A 16,603-nucleotide genomic window follows, 5' to 3' on the forward strand; every position below is an offset into this window, starting at 1 on the left:
GCCGGACACGCTGCGGCTGGTTGCTAGCGGGCCACCGACACCCGCCCCGCCGCTACAGCAGGAACCCGGAGCCCGCCAACACCCGCTCCGGCGTCCAAGCACGAGTTCCGGGCCCGCCAACAGCCGGTCCGGCACTCAAGGACGAACCTAGAGGCCCCAACAGCCCGCCCGGCGCACAGGACGAACCCGAAGGCCCCCAACAGCCCGTCCGGCGTTTGAGGACGTTGAGGACGAGCCCGGAGGGCGACAAAGGCCGGTCCGGCGTCTGAGGACGAGTCCGGAGGCAGCCAACAGCCCGTCCGGCGCTCAAGGTCGAACCGGGAGGCCCTCAACAGCCCGTCCGGCGTTTGAGGACGAGCCCGAAGGGCGACAAAAGCCCGTCCGGCGATTGAGGACGAGGCCGAAGGCCGACAAACGGGACCTGAGGGGCCAAGGGGCCGAGGGGCACAGGGCCAGGGGCCAACAGCCCCGAACCGCCCAAGGCGCCCCCGCCAGATACGGTGCGGGGGTGACCTCCACGTTGATCTGGATCGCCGTCGCCCTGCTCGCGATCGGCCTCTACCTGAGCTGGACCGCGGGCCGCCTGGACCGCCTGCACGCCCGCATCGACGCGGCCCGCGCCGCCCTCGACGCGCAACTGCTGCGCCGTGCCTCCGTCACCCAGGAGCTGGCCACCTCCGGCATGCTCGACCCGGCCGCGTCCATCGTCCTGTACGAGGCGTCGCACGCGGCACGGCAGGCGGAGGAGGAGCACCGCGAGGTCGCCGAGAGCGAGTTGAGCCAGGCGCTGCGTGCCGTCTTCGAGGAGGCGGAACAGGTCGAGGCGGTCAGGGAGGCCCCGGGCGGCGAAGAGGCCGCCGACGAACTGGGCCAGGCGGTCCGCCGCGTCCCCATGGCCCGCCGCTTCCACAACGACTCCGTACGCGCGGCCCGCGCCCTGCGCCGCCACCGCACGGTCCGCTGGTTCCACCTCGCCGGGCACGCGCCGTTCCCGATGGCCTTCGAGATGGACGACGTGGCACCGGCGGCCCTCGCGGACCGCCCCGGGACGTAACCGGCGGCGGCAAAACGATCCACAGCCTCACCATTGGCCCTTGCAGTGGCCTGGTCCCGGAACGTTTCCTCAGTACTGCGGGAAACACCACGGAAGCCGAACGCAGGATGTCATCGCGTTCGTCCCGGTCCCGGTTCCCGCGGCCCCAGCCTTCGTCACCGAGTGAGGTCACCCCGTGTCCAGCACGCCCCCCAGCACCCCCAAGACCGCCGAGGACACCGCCGTCGGCACCGCCCGCGTCAAGCGCGGCATGGCCGAACAGCTCAAGGGCGGCGTGATCATGGACGTCGTGACGCCGGAGCAGGCGAAGATCGCCGAGGACGCCGGCGCCGTCGCCGTCATGGCCCTGGAGCGGGTTCCCGCCGACATCCGCAAGGACGGCGGCGTGGCCCGGATGTCCGACCCGGACATGATCGAGGGCATCATCGAGGCCGTGTCCATCCCCGTGATGGCCAAGTCGCGGATCGGCCACTTCGTGGAGGCCCAGGTCCTGCAGTCCCTCGGCGTCGACTACATCGACGAGTCGGAGGTCCTGACCCCGGCCGACGAGGTCAACCACTCCGACAAGTTCGCCTTCACCACGCCGTTCGTCTGTGGCGCCACCAACCTGGGCGAGGCCCTGCGCCGCATCGCCGAGGGCGCCGCGATGATCCGCTCCAAGGGCGAGGCCGGCACCGGCAACGTCGTCGAGGCCGTCCGCCACCTGCGCCAGATCAAGAACGAGATCGCCAGGCTGCGTGGCTTCGACAACAACGAGCTGTACGCCGCCGCCAAGGACCTCCGCGCCCCCTACGAGCTCGTCAAGGAGGTCTCCGAGCTCGGCAGGCTGCCCGTGGTCCTGTTCTCCGCCGGTGGCGTCGCCACCCCCGCCGACGCCGCTCTGATGCGTCAGCTCGGCGCCGAGGGCGTGTTCGTGGGCTCCGGCATCTTCAAGTCCGGCGACCCGGCCAAGCGCGCCGCCGCCATCGTGAAGGCCACCACCTTCTACGACGACCCCAAGATCATCGCGGACGCCTCCCGGAACCTGGGTGAGGCCATGGTCGGCATCAACTGCGACACCCTGCCCGAGGCCGAGCGCTACGCGAACCGCGGCTGGTAACCCATGAACGACACCCCCGTGGTGGGCGTCCTGGCACTCCAGGGCGACGTGCGGGAGCACCTCATCGCCCTGGCCGCGGCGGACGCCGTGGCCAGGCCGGTGCGGCGCCCCGAGGAGCTCGCCGAGGTCGACGGCCTCGTCATCCCTGGCGGCGAGTCGACCACCATCTCCAAGCTGGCGGTGCTCTTCGGCCTGCTCGAACCCCTTCGCGCGCGCGTGCGTGACGGCCTGCCGGTGTACGGCACCTGCGCGGGCATGATCCTGCTCGCCGACAAGATCCTCGATCCCCGCTCGGGGCAGGAGACGGTCGGCGGCATCGACATGATCGTGCGCCGCAACGCCTTCGGGCGGCAGAACGAGTCCTTCGAGTCGGCGGTGGACGTCAAGGGCATCGAGGGCGACCCTGTGGAGGGCGTCTTCATCCGCGCCCCCTGGGTGGAGTCGGTCGGCGCAGCCGTCGACGTGCTCGCCGAGCACGAGGGACACATCGTCGCCGTACGCCAGGGCGACGTGCTCGCGACGTCCTTCCACCCCGAGCTGACGGGGGACCACAGGGTGCACGCCCTTTTTGTGGACATGGTCCGGGCGAAGCAGCCGACGCGATACTTGTAGGATCTCTGGCGTTCGTACTGAGGTGGGTTACGCGAAGGAGACAGGCAGATGTCCGGCCACTCTAAATGGGCTACGACGAAGCACAAGAAGGCCGTGATCGACGCCAAGCGCGGCAAGCTCTTCGCGAAGCTGATCAAGAACATCGAGGTCGCGGCGCGGACCGGCGGCGCGGACGTCGAGGGCAACCCGACGCTCTTCGACGCCATCCAGAAGGCCAAGAAGAGCTCGGTCCCGAACAAGAACATCGACTCCGCGGTCAAGCGCGGCGCCGGTCTCGAAGCCGGTGGCGCCGACTACGAGACGATCATGTACGAGGGCTACGGCCCGAACGGGGTCGCGGTGCTCATCGAGTGCCTGACCGACAACCGCAACCGCGCGGCCTCCGACGTGCGTGTCGCGATGACCCGCAACGGCGGCTCCATGGCCGACCCGGGCTCCGTGTCGTACCTCTTCAACCGCAAGGGCGTCGTGATCGTCCCCAAGGGTGAGCTGGGCGAGGACGACGTCCTCGGCGCCGTCCTGGACGCCGGTGCCGAAGAGGTCAACGACCTCGGTGAGTCCTTCGAGGTGCTGAGCGAGGCCACCGACCTGGTCGCGGTGCGCACCGCGCTCCAGGAGGCCGGGATCGACTACGACTCGGCCGACGCCAACTTCGTCCCGACCATGCAGGTCGAGCTGGACGAGGAGGGCGCCCGCAAGATCTTCAAGCTCATCGACGCCCTGGAGGACAGCGACGACGTGCAGAACGTCTTCGCCAACTTCGATGTGTCCGACGATGTCATGGCCAAGGTCGACGCGTAGGCGCTCCGCTGGGCTTTCGTGATCCGGCGGCTGTCGGCCGTCCGTAGTTGCTCGCGCCCCGCGGCGCAGCCGCAACTCGATACTGACCCGCGCCCCTACGGGGCGCCCATGGGCCGACGGGACACACCCCGTCGGCCCATCGCGTTGTCAGAGGGACCCGATAACCTGCATGGACAGGCGATGGGAGGGGTCACGTGCGCGTGCTGGGGGTCGACCCGGGGCTGACCCGGTGTGGTGTGGGGGTCGTCGACGGCGTTGCGGGACGCCCCCTGACCATGCGCGGCGTAGGGGTCGTACGCACCCCGGCCGACGCGGAGCTTGGCCACCGCCTCGTCGCCATCGAGCAGGGCATCGAGGAGTGGCTGGACGAGCACAGGCCCGAAGTCCTGGCCGTGGAGCGCGTGTTCAGCCAGCACAACGTCCGCACGGTGATGGGCACGGCCCAGGCGAGCGCCGTCGCCATGCTGTGCGCGTCCCGCCGCGGCATCCCCGTCGCCCTGCACACCCCCAGCGAGGTCAAGGCCGCCGTCACCGGCAGCGGCCGCGCGGACAAGGCCCAGGTCGGCGCGATGGTGACCCGCCTCCTTCGCCTGGACGCACCGCCCAGACCGGCGGACGCCGCCGACGCCCTCGCCCTCGCCATCTGCCACATCTGGCGCGCCCCCGCGCAGAACCGCCTCCAGCAGGCGGTGGCCAAGAACCGCCTCCAGCAGGCAGTGGACCAGCACGCATCGAAAGGCCGTACCGCATGATCGCCTTTGTCAGCGGCCCCGTCGCCGCACTCGCGCCGGACACCGCGGTGGTCGAGGTCGGCGGCGTCGGCATGGCCGTCCAGTGCACGCCGAACACGCTCTCCACGCTCCGCGTCGGCCAGCAGGCCAAGCTCGCCACCTCGTTGGTCGTACGGGAGGACAGCCTGACGCTGTACGGCTTCGCGGACGACGACGAGCGCCAGACCTTCGAGCTGCTGCAGACCGCGAGCGGTGTCGGCCCGCGCCTGGCCCAGGCCATGCTCGCCGTGCACAGCCCGGACGCCCTGCGCCGCGCGGTCGCCACCGGCGACGAGAAGGCGCTCACCGCCGTGCCCGGCATCGGCAAGAAGGGCGCCCAGAAGCTCCTTCTCGAGTACAAGGACCGCCTCGGCCAGCCCCTCGGCACCGGCGGCCCCGCCATCGGGACGGCCGTCACCGCGGGCTGGCGCGACCAACTGCACGCCGCCCTGATCGGCCTCGGGTACGCGACGCGCGAAGCCGACGAAGCCGTCTCCGCGGTGACCCCGCAGGCCGAGGCCGCCGAGGGCACCCCCCAGGTGGGCCAGCTCCTGAAGGCCGCGCTCCAGACCCTGAACCGCACGCGCTGAGCCCCACGGCCGGAGCGCCCGCCATCGACCCGGGTGCGGCACGGCGTTCCCCCACGACAGACCGCAGACCCCCGTACGGACGCGAGGCACACACCGCATGAACTGGGACGACACGACCGGCGAGGCCGCATCTGGACAGGCCGCGGCCGACGCGGCCGAGCGACTCGGCGGGCCTGGAGCGGACCGGCCCGGCGGGCCCGAGGCGGAGCGGCTCGTGGGCGCCGCCGCCGACGGCGAGGACCAGGCGGTCGAGGCCGCCCTGCGCCCCAAGGACCTGGGCGAGTTCATCGGCCAGGAAAAGGTCAGGGAGCAGCTCGACCTGGTCCTGCGCGCCGCCCGCGCACGCGGCGCCACCGCCGACCACGTGCTGCTCTCCGGCGCCCCCGGCCTCGGCAAGACCACCCTCTCGATGATCATCGCCGCCGAGATGGGCGCCCCCATCCGCATCACCAGCGGTCCCGCCATCCAGCACGCGGGCGATCTCGCCGCGATCCTCTCCTCCCTCCAGGAGGGCGAGGTCCTCTTCCTCGACGAGATCCACCGCATGTCGCGGCCCGCCGAGGAGATGCTGTACATGGCCATGGAGGACTTCCGGGTCGACGTGATCGTCGGCAAGGGCCCCGGCGCCACCGCCATCCCGCTGGAGCTGCCCCCGTTCACACTCGTCGGCGCCACCACGCGCGCGGGCCTGCTGCCGCCGCCGCTGCGCGACCGCTTCGGCTTCACGGCGCACATGGAGTTCTACGAACCGGCGGAGCTGGAACGCGTGGTGCACCGCTCCGCGCTCCTGCTCGACGTGGTCATCGACGCCGAGGGCGCCGCCGAGATCGCGGGCCGGTCCCGCGGCACCCCCCGTATCGCCAACCGTCTGCTGCGCCGCGTGCGCGACTATGCGCAGGTCAAGGCGGACGGCGTGATCAACCGCGAGATCGCGGGCGCGGCCCTGAGGGTCTATGAGGTCGACGGCAGGGGGCTCGACCGCCTCGACCGCGCCGTGCTCGCAGCCCTCCTGAAGCTGTTCGGCGGCGGTCCTGTCGGCCTTTCGACCCTCGCTGTCGCGGTGGGGGAGGAACGTGAGACGGTCGAGGAGGTCGCCGAGCCCTTCCTCGTCAGGGAGGGGCTGCTCGCCCGTACCCCCAGGGGGCGGGTCGCGACGCCCGCGGCGTGGGCCCATCTGGGTCTCGTACCGCCCCGGCAGGGAGCGGGAACTGGACAACAGGACTTGTTCGGGTCGTGACGTGGCGCGCGGCGGCGCGGAGAGTCGCCCTGTCAGGAACCGCGGTGCCATGCTGAGCGTTGTTCGTAAGGTGCGGACTCGCTTAGACTCCGCCGATGCCGCCCTTGTGGGCGGCGCCGCCCACCCCCATCCATCAGGCCGCCCTCTTACGCGGTCGTGCGAAGGAAACTCCGTCCCGTGAATATCGTGACCCTCCTCCCCTTCATCGTGCTCATCGGGGCCATGTTCCTGATGACCCGGTCCGCCAAGAAGAAGCAGCAGGCGGCTGCCCAGATGCGCAGTGACATGACGCCTGGCACCGGCATCCGCACGATCGGAGGCATGTACGCCACCGTCAAGGAGGTCCACGACGACGCTGTCCTCCTCGAGGTGGCCCCCGGCGTCCACGCGGTGTACGCGAAGAACTCCATCGGCGCCGTCCTCGACGACGACGAGTACAACCGCATCGTGCACGGTGCGGAGGACGAGCCGGCGTCCGACGACGCCCCGGTGGTCCCGGACGACGCCTCCTCCCTCACCGAGACCGGTGCGCGCGCCGACGCCGCGGACTCTTCGGACGACTCGCGCATCGACCTCGGCAAGAAGGACGCGGCCGACGAGGCCCCCGAGGCCGCTGACGCAGAGCCGAAGAAGACCGACGGCGAGTCCGGCGCGAAGTAGTCACGGCCGGGGGACCGGCGTGCGCCCGCTCGCGCACCACCACCCCCGCCCAGGTGATTTCGCGCCGCGTCTCGACACAACTTCATGGCCGCCCGCCCGGGTCCCCTCCACGCAGGCCTCCGCTCAGCGCAGGTGATGGGGAGGCACCCCGCAGGCCGGACGGTTGGACAGGGAGAACGAGAAGGTGGCAGCACCCAAGAAGGGCCGCAAGCAGGCCGCCCAGGGGAAACCGGGCCGCACCCTGGTCCTGATCATGATCGCCCTGGTGGCGATGACCGGAGGGATGTTCCTCTCCGGGCACACGACGCCCCGTCTCGGCATCGACCTCGCCGGTGGTACGAGCATCACGCTCGAGGCGAAGAACGAGCCGGGCCAGAAGAACGCGATCAACCAGACCAATCTGAACACGGCCGTTGACATCATCAACAACCGTGTCAACGGTCTGGGTGTTTCCGAAGCCGAGGTGCAGACCCAGGGCGACCGGAACATCATCGTCAACATTCCCAAGGGCACCAACGCCAAACAGGCGCGTGAGCAGGTCGGCACGACCGCGCAGCTCTACTTCCGGCCCGTCCTGGCCCAGCAGCCGAGCACCGGCGCCGCCGAGAAGCCGACGCCGAAGCCGTCGGACTCCGGCAAGGACAAGTCAGGCGGCGACAAGTCCAAGGACGGCGACAAGCCCAAGGGAAGCGACGAGCCCAAGGAGGAGGCGACCTCGCCGAGCGGGACGCCGACGACCCAGGGCCGCTCCGTCACCGAGGCCCTGAAGGCCGACGCCACCCCGTCCTCGACGACCGACGCCAAGGACGACCCGGCCAAGGACAAGAAGGACGACGGCAAGAAGGACCCGTCGCCCACTCCCTCCGGCGACCCCACCGCGCAGCTCCAGGAGCAGTTCGCCAAGCTGGACTGCACCGACAAGAAGGCCCGCGCGAAGGTCAAGGAGGGCATCAAGCCCTCCGACCCGGTCGTGGCCTGCGGTGAGAACAAGAACGGCTGGGACAAGTTCATCCTCGGACCCTCCGAGGTCAACGGCAAGGAGGTCGATGACGCGAAGGCCGTCTACGACACCCAGGGTGCCGCTGGCTGGAAGGTCACGATGAACTTCTCCAAGACGGGCACGAAGCAGTTCGCGGACATCACCGGCAAGCTCGCGAGCAAGCAGCCGCCGCAGAACGAGTTCGGCATCGTCATGGACGGCGAGGTCGTCTCCGCCCCGTACGTCAGCCAGGCGCTGACCACCGGCGACGCCGAGATCTCCGGCAGCTTCTCCCAGGACGAGGCCAAGGACCTGGCCAACATCCTGTCGTACGGCGCGCTCCCGCTGACCTTCAAGGAGCAGAGCGTCACCACGGTCAGCGCGGCCCTGGGCGGCGAGCAGTTGCGGGCCGGCATGATCGCCGGTGCCATCGGCCTCGCGCTCGTCATCATCTACCTGGTGGCGTACTACCGCGGTCTCGCGCTCATCGCCATCGCCTCCCTCTTCGTCTCCGCGGCGCTGACGTACACGATCATGACGCTGCTCGGCCCGACGATTAAGTTCGCGCTGAACCTGCCCGCGGTCTGTGGCGCCATCGTCGCCATCGGAATCACCGCCGACTCGTTCATCGTGTACTTCGAGCGCATAAGGGACGAGGTCCGCGAGGGCCGTACGCTGCGGCCTGCCGTCGAGCGTGCCTGGCCGCGGGCGCGGCGCACCATCCTGGTCTCCGACTTCGTGTCGTTCCTCGCCGCCGCGGTGCTCTTCATCGTCACGGTCGGCAAGGTCCAGGGCTTCGCGTTCACGCTCGGTCTGACGACGCTCCTCGACGTCGTGGTGGTGTTCTTCTTCACCAAGCCACTGATGACGATCATGGCTCGCAAGAAGTTCTTCGCGAGCGGCGGCAAGTGGTCCGGCCTCGACCCGAAGCGTCTCGGTGCCAAGCCGCCGCTGCGCCGCTCGCGCCCCAGCGGTCCGACCGTCCCCGTCGACTCGACCACCCCGAAGGAGGCGTGAGATGTCGAAACTGGGAGATCTCGGCGCCAGGCTCTACCGCGGCGAGGTCGGCTACGACTTCGTCGGCAAGCGCAAGATCTGGTACGGCATCTCGATCCTGATCACCATCACGGCCATCGTCGGCCTTGCGGTGCGCGGCCTGAACATGGGCATCGAGTTCGAGGGCGGCGCCGTCTTCAACACGCCGAAGACCAGCGTGTCGGTCGCCAAGGCGGAAGAGGCCGCGGAAAAGGCCTCCGGTCACGACGCGCTCGTACAGAAGCTCGGCAACGACACCCTGCGCATCCAGATCGCCGGTGTGGACACCGGCAAGTCCGACCAGGTCAAGGCCGAGCTCGCCAACGAGTTCGACATGAAGGCGGACGACATCAACGCCGACCTGGTGGGTCCGAGCTGGGGTGAGCAGATCGCCAACAAGGCCTGGCAGGGCCTGGCGATCTTCATGGTCCTGGTGGTGATCTATCTGGCGATCGCCTTCGAGTGGCGGATGGCGGTTGCCGCCCTCATCGCGCTCATCCACGACATCACCATCACCGTGGGTGTGTACGCCCTGGTCGGCTTCGAGGTCACACCGGGCACGGTGATCGGTCTGCTGACCATCCTCGGTTATTCGCTGTACGACACGGTCGTGGTCTTCGACAGCCTCAAGGAACAGTCGAAGGACCTCGTCAAGCAGACCCGCTTCACCTACAGCGAGGTCGCCAACCGCTCGATCAACAGCACCCTGGTGCGGTCCATCAACACCACGGTCGTGGCGCTGTTGCCGGTCGCGGGGCTGCTGTTCATCGGCGGTGGCTTCCTCGGCGCGGGCATGCTGAACGACATCTCGCTCTCGCTGTTCGTCGGCCTCGCCGCGGGCGCGTACTCCTCGATCTTCATCGCGACCCCGCTGGTCGCCGATCTCAAGGAGACCGAGCCGCAGATGAAGGCGCTCAAGAAGCGGGTGCTCGCCAAGCGCAGGGCGGCCGCCGCCAAGGGCGAGTCCGCGGAGGCCCCGGAGCCCGCGGGTGACGACGGCCGGGACGACGAGCCCGGGGACGCGGCGTCCGAGGGCGCGGCGCCCGCCGTGGTCGGGCCGCGCTCGGGTCCGCGCTCCCAGCCCGCCCGTAACCGCGGCCGCGGCCGCCCGTCGGGGAAGCGCCGATGACCGAGCTCGCCGATCCCAGCGCGCTGCTGCTCAGCCGCATCCGTGACGTACCGGACCACCCCGAGCCCGGTGTGACGTTCAAGGACATCACACCGCTGCTCGCGGACCCGGTGGCGTTCACGGCCCTGACCGAGGCGCTCGTCGAGTCGAGCGTGCGCTCGGGGGCCACGAAGGTCGTCGGTCTGGAGGCGCGCGGCTTCATCCTGGCGGCCCCGGTCGCCGTGCGCGCCGGGCTCGGCTTCATTCCCGTACGCAAGGCGGGCAAGCTCCCCGGAGCGACCCTCAGCCAGGCCTACGACCTGGAGTACGGCAGCGCCGAGATCGAGGTGCACGCCGAGGACCTGGCCGCCGGTGACCGTGTCATGGTCATCGACGACGTCCTGGCCACCGGCGGCACGGCGGAGGCCTCGCTGCGGCTCATCCGCCGTGCCGGGGCCGAGGTGGCCGGTGTCGCCGTACTGATGGAGCTCGGCTTCCTCGGCGGCAGGGAGCGGCTGGTTCCCGCCCTGGACGGCGCCCCTCTGGAGGCCCTGCTCACGGTCTGAGAAGCACACGGAGACGGTGGGACGGGAACGGGCGCCGCGCAGGCGGCGCCCCGCACCCCGACAGCACGAGGAGGCGGGTCCGGCGGAATCCGGCACCCGCCTCCGGTGTTTCTGCAGTACGGAGCCGTCCCACCGGCCGAGGGCGAGCCATTGGCCCAGGATCGATACCATGGAGACTTCGGGACCTCACCGGGGGACCCGATCGCGCACAGGGAGCGCTCTTGCCAGACGAGTCCCAGCCACTTGCCACCGCCAAGTCCGCCCAGCAGGCCGAGCGGGCCGCGGCGTCCGCGCCCGCGAAGAAGGCGCCGGGCGCGCCCGGCGGGACGTCCGCGCAGGGCGAGCAGGCGGCGCACCAGTCGGCCAAGGAACCCCGCCCCGCGCCGGGAACCGACCCCAAGCCGACCACGCAGGGCAGGGCCACGCCCCCCGCCGGTCCGCCACGGGCGACGCCCCCCGCCGACCCGCCCCGCGCCACGCCCCCGGCAGGCCCCGCCCGGACGACGCCCCCCGCCGACCCGCCCCGGGCCGACCCGGCGCCGCCGGTCCGCCAAACCCCTCCCGTGCGCCCGGCTCCCGCCAAGCCCGCCGCCACCGGCAAGCCGGAGCGCTCCGGCTCCTCGAACCGGGTGCGGGCCCGCCTCGCCCGCCTCGGCGTCCAGCGCTCCAACCCGTACAACCCGGTCCTGGAGCCGTTGCTGCGCATAGTGCGCAGCAACGACGCGAAGATCGAGACCGCCACGCTCCGCCAGATCGAGCGGGCCTACCAGGTCGCCGAGCGCTGGCACCGCGGCCAGAAGCGCAAGAGCGGCGACCCGTACATCACGCACCCGCTCGCCGTGACCACGATCCTCGCCGAGCTGGGCATGGACCCCGCGACGCTGATGGCGGGCCTGCTGCACGACACCGTCGAGGACACCGAGTACGGCCTCGACACACTGCGCCGTGACTTCGGCGACCAGGTCGCCCTGCTCGTCGACGGCGTCACCAAGCTGGACAAGGTCAAGTTCGGCGAGGCCGCGCAGGCCGAGACCGTGCGCAAGATGGTCGTCGCCATGGCCAAGGACCCCCGGGTCCTGGTCATCAAGCTCGCCGACCGTCTGCACAACATGCGCACGATGCGCTACCTCAAGCGCGAGAAGCAGGAGAAGAAGGCCCGCGAGACCCTGGAGATCTACGCTCCGCTGGCGCACCGCCTGGGCATGAACACCATCAAGTGGGAGCTGGAGGACCTCGCCTTCGCGATCCTCTACCCCAAGATGTACGACGAGATCGTGCGCCTGGTGGCCGAGCGCGCCCCCAAGCGCGACGAGTATCTGGCCATAGTGACCGACGAGGTCCAGGCCGACCTGCGCGCCGCCCGCATCAAGGCCACCGTCACCGGACGGCCGAAGCACTACTACAGCGTCTACCAGAAGATGATCGTCCGCGGCCGTGACTTCGCGGAGATCTACGACCTGGTGGGCATCCGCGTCCTCGTGGACACCGTCCGCGACTGCTACGCGGCCCTCGGCACCGTCCACGCGCGCTGGAACCCGGTCCCCGGCCGGTTCAAGGACTACATCGCGATGCCGAAGTTCAACATGTACCAGTCGCTGCACACGACGGTCATCGGCCCCAACGGCAAGCCCGTCGAGCTGCAGATCCGCACGTTCGACATGCACCGCCGCGCCGAATACGGCATCGCCGCGCACTGGAAGTACAAGCAGGAGGCCGTCGCCGGTGCCTCCAAGGTGCGCACCGACGTACCGAGGAAGTCCGGTGGCAAGGACGACCACCTCAACGACATGGCGTGGCTGCGCCAGCTCCTGGACTGGCAGAAGGAGACCGAGGACCCCAGCGAGTTCCTGGAGTCGCTGCGCTTCGACCTGTCGCGCAACGAGGTCTTCGTCTTCACGCCGAAGGGCGACGTCATCGCGCTGCCCGCGGGCGCGACCCCGGTCGACTTCTCGTACGCGGTGCACACCGAGGTCGGCCACCGCACCATAGGAGCCCGGGTCAACGGCCGGCTCGTACCGCTCGAATCGACCCTGGACAACGGCGACCTGGTGGAGGTCTTCACCTCCAAGGCCGCGGGCGCGGGTCCCTCCCGCGACTGGCTCGGCTTCGTCAAGTCGCCGCGGGCGCGCAACAAGATCCGTGCCTGGTTCTCCAAGGAGCGCCGCGAGGAGGCCATCGAGCAGGGCAAGGACGCCATCGCGCGCGCCATGCGCAAGCAGAACCTGCCGATCCAGCGCATCCTCACCGGCGACTCCCTCGTCACCCTCGCCCACGAGATGCGCTACCCCGACATCTCCTCGCTGTACGCGGCGATCGGCGAGGGCCACGTCACCGCGCAGAGCGTCGTACAGAAGCTCGTCCAGGCGCTCGGCGGCGAGGAGGCCGCCAACGAGGACATCGCCGAGAGCACACCGCCCTCACGCAGCCGCTCCAAGCGCCGCTCGAACACCGACCCCGGAGTCGTCGTCAAGGGCGTCGAGGATGTCTGGGTCAAGCTCGCACGCTGCTGTACGCCGGTGCCCGGCGACCCCATCATCGGCTTCGTCACGCGCGGCAGCGGTGTGTCGGTGCACCGCAGCGACTGTGTGAACGTGGACTCGCTGTCCCGTGAGCCCGAGCGCATCCTCGAGGTCGAGTGGGCGCCCACGCAGTCCTCGGTGTTCCTCGTCGCCATCCAGGTGGAGGCCCTCGACCGCTCGCGGCTGCTCTCGGACGTCACGCGCATCCTCTCGGACCAGCATGTGAACATCCTGTCGGCGGCCGTCCAGACCTCCCGCGACCGCGTCGCCACCTCCCGCTTCACCTTCGAGATGGGCGACCCCAAGCACCTGGGGCACGTGCTCAAGGCGGTCAGGGGAGTGGAGGGCGTCTACGACGTGTACCGCGTGACGTCGGCGCGAAGGCCCTGAGCGGCCCGCAGAGCCGGGGTCGAGGCCGCCCGCACATGCCGAGGGGCTTGCGTACGCACCGTACGCAAGCCCCTCGGCATGTGACCTCTGGCTAACCGCCGAACTCCTGCAGACCCTTGAGCGCCTGCTCAAGCAGCGCCTGACGGCCGTCGAGCTCCCTCTGGAGCTTGTCCGCCCTGGAGCTGTTGCCCGCGGCGCGCGCCGTCTCGATCTGGCCCTGGAGCTTGTCGACGGCGGCCTGGAGCTGGCCCGTGAGGCCCTCGGCCCGAGCCCGCGCCTCCGGGTTGGTCCGGCGCCACTCGGCCTCCTCGGACTCCTGCAGCGCCCGCTCCACCGCGTGCATCCGGCCCTCGACCTTCGGGCGGGCGTCACGCGGGACATGGCCGATGGCCTCCCAGCGCTCGTTGAGGGAACGGAAGGCCGCGCGGGCCGCCTTCAGATCCGTCACCGGGACGAGCTTCTCGGCCTCCTCGGCCAGCTCCTCCTTCAGCTTCAGGTTCTCCGACTGCTCGGCGTCGCGCTCCGCGAACACCGAGCTGCGGGCGGCGAAGAAGACGTCCTGGGCGCCGCGGAAGCGGTTCCACAGGTCGTCCTCGTGCTCGCGCTGGGCACGGCCCGCGGCCTTCCAGTCGGACATCAGCTCCCGGTACCGCGCGGCCGTGGGGCCCCAGTCCGTCGAGCCCGAGAGCGCCTCGGCCTCGGCGACCAGCTTCTCCTTAACCTTGCGGGCGTCCTCGCGCTGCGCGTCGAGCGAGGCGAAGTGGGCCTTGCGGCGCTTGGAGAACGCCGAACGGGCGTGCGAGAAGCGGTGCCAGAGCTCGTCGTCGGACTTCCGGTCGAGGCGGGGCAGGCCCTTCCAGGTGTCCACCAGGGCCCGCAGCCGCTCGCCCGCCGCACGCCACTGCTCGCTCTGCGCCAGCTCCTCGGCCTCGGCGACCAGGGCCTCCTTGGAGTGCCGTGCCTCGTCCGACTGCTTGGCCTTCTGGGCCTTGCGCTCCTCACGGCGCGCCTCGACGGTCTCGACCAGTTGGTCGAGGCGCTTGCCGAGGGCGGCCAGATCACCGACGGCGTGCGCCTCGTCGACCTGCTGGCGCAGATGGTCGATGGCGGTCGTCGCGTCCTTCGCCGACAGATCGGTCGTCTTCACCCGGCGCTCGAGAAGTCCGATCTCGACGACCAGACCGTCGTACTTGCGCTCGAAATAGGCCAGGGCCTCGTCGGGAGATCCTGCCTGCCACGAACCGACCACTCGCTCGCCGTCGGCCGTACGCACGTACACGGTCCCCGTCTCGTCGACGCGGCCCCACGGGTCGCTGCTCACAGCGCCTCCTCCACATGATGCCTGCGCAGGGCCACAGACCCCCGGCATCGTCCACAGTTTCGTCACCGCCAACATAGGCGACCGGCGGGGATGCTGTCCGCATCCAGCGCGAGCGAAATTCACCCGCCGGAGGTCAGGACTTGCGGACGGTGGCCTTGTCGATGACGACCGTCGCGTTCGGGGTGCCGTCGCCCTGCCCACTGCTCTCACCTGCGGCGGCGATCTTCTTGAGCACCTTCATGCCGTCGTCGGAGATCGTTCCGAACGGGGTGTAGTCGGGCGGCAGCTTGCTGTCCTGGTAGACGAGGAAGAACTGGCTGCCGCCGGTGTCACGGCCCTGCTTCTTCTGTGCGTTGTACCGGTTGGCCATGGCGACCGTGCCCGCGGGATAGACGCCGCCGCGCAGCCGCTCGTCCTTCAGGTTCTCGTCCGGAAGGGAGTACCCGGGGTCGCCCTCACCGGTGCCCTTGGGGTCACCGCACTGCAGGACGTTGACGTTGCCCGCGGTGAGGCGGTGGCACGTGGTGTGGTCCAGGTAGCCCTTGTCGACCAGGAAGTCGAACGAGTTGACGGTGTGCGGGGCCTTCGCCGCGTCCAGGTCGATGCCGATGTCGCCGCACGTGGTGCTCAGCTTCATCGCGTACGAAGCCGACTTGTCGACGGTGAGCGCCGGCTCCTTCTTGAAGCTCATCGGCTTGATCTTGCCCGGCGCGGCCTTCCGGCAGGGGTCCCCGGGCTTGCTCGGCGTCGCCTCGGGTGCCGCGTCGTCCTTCGTCGAGCCGCCGTCGTCGAAGGCGCCGGCCGCGTACGAGACCGCTCCGCCCGCCACGACCACCGCGAGCGCACCCGCGATCACCGCGTTGCGCATCCGCCGCCGGCGCTGCGCGGCCTCCCGCCGCTCCTGCTGCCGCAAGAACTTCTCCCGCGCGAGCTGCTTGCGCCGCTGTTCCTGGCTGACCACCGGGGGACTCCTTGTGCGTCTCGTCGTACGTCTCGGTACGTCTGGGTTAGCCCCGTACCGTATACGGGTTGGCTGTGGAATCGGCAGCGCCGGTAGGCTCTGATCTGCCGCAATCTCCGCTGCCACCGCCGCCGGACGACACAGCCACCTCCACCGGACGACAAACGAAGGACGATCGTGCTCATTGCCGGGTTTCCCGCCGGGGCCTGGGGCACCAACTGCTACCTGGTCGCCCCCGCCGCGGGCGAGGAGTGCGTGATCATCGACCCGGGGCACCAGGCCACCGAGGGAGTCGAGGAAGCGCTCAGGAAGCATCGGCTCAAGCCCGTCGCCGTCATCCTCACGCACGGCCACATCGACCACGTCGCCTCGGTCGTGCCGGTCTGCGGCGCGCATGACGTCCCCGCGTGGATCCACCCCGAGGACCGGTACATGATGAGCGACCCGGAGAAGGCACTCGGCCGCTCCATCGGGATGCCGCTCATGGGCGAGCTGACGATCGGGGAGCCCGACGACGTGCGGGAGCTGACGGACGGCTCCCGCCTGGAGCTGGCCGGGCTCGACTTCTCCGTCGCGCACGCGCCGGGGCATACGAAGGGGTCGGTGACGTTCAGGATGCCCGAGGCCGCCGACATCCCGTCGGTCTTCTTCTCGGGTGACCTGCTGTTCGCCGGCTCCATCGGACGCACCGATCTGCCCGGCGGATCGCACCCCGAGATCCTCGAGTCGCTCGGCCGCGTGTGCCTGCCGCTCGACGACTCGACCGTGGTGCTGTCGGGCCACGGCCCCCAGACGACCATCGGCCAGGAGCGCGCCACCAACCCGTATCTGCGGCAGGTGGCCGCCGGCCTGGGCGCGGACGGCACGTCCGCCCCACGACGAGGAATGTGACGAGAGAACC

At 70.3% G+C, this 16,603-nt stretch carries 15 protein-coding genes; 13 read left to right on the plus strand and 2 right to left on the minus strand.

The window, feature by feature from the left end:
• The first annotated feature begins 508 nt into the window (after nucleotides 1–508).
• The 12 genes from IG78_RS0106745 to IG78_RS0106800 all read left to right on the plus strand — a co-directional run bounded on the left by IG78_RS0106745 (nucleotide 509) and on the right by IG78_RS0106800 (nucleotide 13,420).
• Entirely contained in the window at nucleotides 509–1,054 is a 546-nt protein-coding gene (locus IG78_RS0106745; protein ID WP_030560437.1) for a membrane protein, read from the plus strand.
• A gap of 175 nt (nucleotides 1,055–1,229) precedes the next feature.
• Entirely contained in the window at nucleotides 1,230–2,153 is a 924-nt protein-coding gene (gene pdxS / locus IG78_RS0106750; RefSeq protein WP_030560438.1) for a pyridoxal 5'-phosphate synthase lyase subunit PdxS, read from the plus strand.
• Between the two features lie 3 nt (nucleotides 2,154–2,156).
• Nucleotides 2,157–2,765, plus strand: coding sequence for a pyridoxal 5'-phosphate synthase glutaminase subunit PdxT (gene pdxT / locus IG78_RS0106755; protein WP_030560440.1), 609 nt, complete (start codon nucleotides 2,157–2,159; stop codon nucleotides 2,763–2,765).
• A gap of 48 nt (nucleotides 2,766–2,813) precedes the next feature.
• Nucleotides 2,814–3,566 carry a YebC/PmpR family DNA-binding transcriptional regulator gene (locus IG78_RS0106760; RefSeq protein ID WP_030560441.1) on the plus strand — a complete coding sequence of 251 codons (753 nt, stop codon included), beginning with the start codon at nucleotides 2,814–2,816 and terminating at the stop codon, nucleotides 3,564–3,566.
• 194 nt (nucleotides 3,567–3,760) lie between these two features.
• On the plus strand, nucleotides 3,761–4,318 hold the full coding sequence (ruvC, locus tag IG78_RS0106765; RefSeq protein WP_030560443.1) for a crossover junction endodeoxyribonuclease RuvC: 558 nt from the start codon (nucleotides 3,761–3,763) through the stop codon (nucleotides 4,316–4,318).
• Nucleotides 4,315–4,926, plus strand: a complete 612-nt coding sequence (ruvA, locus tag IG78_RS0106770; RefSeq protein WP_030560444.1) for a Holliday junction branch migration protein RuvA — start codon at nucleotides 4,315–4,317, stop codon at nucleotides 4,924–4,926. The genes ruvC and ruvA overlap by 4 nt, the downstream gene beginning before the upstream one ends.
• 97 nt (nucleotides 4,927–5,023) lie before the next feature.
• Nucleotides 5,024–6,163 carry a Holliday junction branch migration DNA helicase RuvB gene (gene ruvB / locus IG78_RS0106775; RefSeq protein ID WP_030560446.1) on the plus strand — a complete coding sequence of 380 codons (1,140 nt, stop codon included), beginning with the start codon at nucleotides 5,024–5,026 and terminating at the stop codon, nucleotides 6,161–6,163.
• A 177-nt stretch (nucleotides 6,164–6,340) separates the two neighbouring features.
• Nucleotides 6,341–6,823, plus strand: coding sequence for a preprotein translocase subunit YajC (gene yajC / locus IG78_RS0106780; protein ID WP_030560447.1), 483 nt, complete (start codon nucleotides 6,341–6,343; stop codon nucleotides 6,821–6,823).
• Nucleotides 6,824–7,007: 184 nt separating this feature from the next.
• Nucleotides 7,008–8,819, plus strand: coding sequence for a protein translocase subunit SecD (gene secD / locus IG78_RS0106785; RefSeq protein ID WP_030560449.1), 1,812 nt, complete (start codon nucleotides 7,008–7,010; stop codon nucleotides 8,817–8,819).
• Between the two features lies 1 nt (nucleotide 8,820).
• On the plus strand, nucleotides 8,821–9,966 hold the full coding sequence (gene secF / locus IG78_RS0106790) for a protein translocase subunit SecF (protein ID WP_030560450.1): 1,146 nt from the start codon (nucleotides 8,821–8,823) through the stop codon (nucleotides 9,964–9,966).
• A complete protein-coding gene (locus tag IG78_RS0106795; protein WP_030560452.1) occupies nucleotides 9,963–10,511 on the plus strand; it encodes an adenine phosphoribosyltransferase in 549 nt (182 codons plus the stop codon). The genes secF and IG78_RS0106795 overlap by 4 nt, the downstream gene beginning before the upstream one ends.
• Before the next feature lie 221 nt (nucleotides 10,512–10,732).
• Nucleotides 10,733–13,420: a RelA/SpoT family protein gene (locus tag IG78_RS0106800; RefSeq protein ID WP_030560453.1), complete on the plus strand. Its 2,688-nt coding sequence runs from the start codon at nucleotides 10,733–10,735 to the stop codon at nucleotides 13,418–13,420.
• Nucleotides 13,421–13,511: 91 nt separating this feature from the next.
• Here the strand turns inward: IG78_RS0106800 and IG78_RS0106805 are convergent, their stop codons facing one another.
• Nucleotides 13,512–14,741 carry a DUF349 domain-containing protein gene (locus tag IG78_RS0106805; protein ID WP_030560454.1) on the minus strand — a complete coding sequence of 410 codons (1,230 nt, stop codon included), beginning with the start codon at nucleotides 14,739–14,741 and terminating at the stop codon, nucleotides 13,512–13,514.
• Between the two features lie 133 nt (nucleotides 14,742–14,874).
• Nucleotides 14,875–15,702 carry a peptidylprolyl isomerase gene (locus tag IG78_RS0106810; protein WP_030560455.1) on the minus strand — a complete coding sequence of 276 codons (828 nt, stop codon included), beginning with the start codon at nucleotides 15,700–15,702 and terminating at the stop codon, nucleotides 14,875–14,877.
• A gap of 177 nt (nucleotides 15,703–15,879) precedes the next feature.
• Between IG78_RS0106810 and IG78_RS0106815 the strand changes: the two genes are divergently transcribed.
• Nucleotides 15,880–16,593 (plus strand): MBL fold metallo-hydrolase, encoded by a 714-nt coding sequence (locus IG78_RS0106815; RefSeq protein WP_030560456.1) that lies wholly within the window; start codon nucleotides 15,880–15,882, stop codon nucleotides 16,591–16,593.
• Nucleotides 16,594–16,603: the final 10 nt, after the last annotated feature.

This window comes from Streptomyces aureocirculatus (genome assembly GCF_000720475.1).
Classification (GTDB): domain Bacteria; phylum Actinomycetota; class Actinomycetes; order Streptomycetales; family Streptomycetaceae; genus Streptomyces; species Streptomyces aureocirculatus.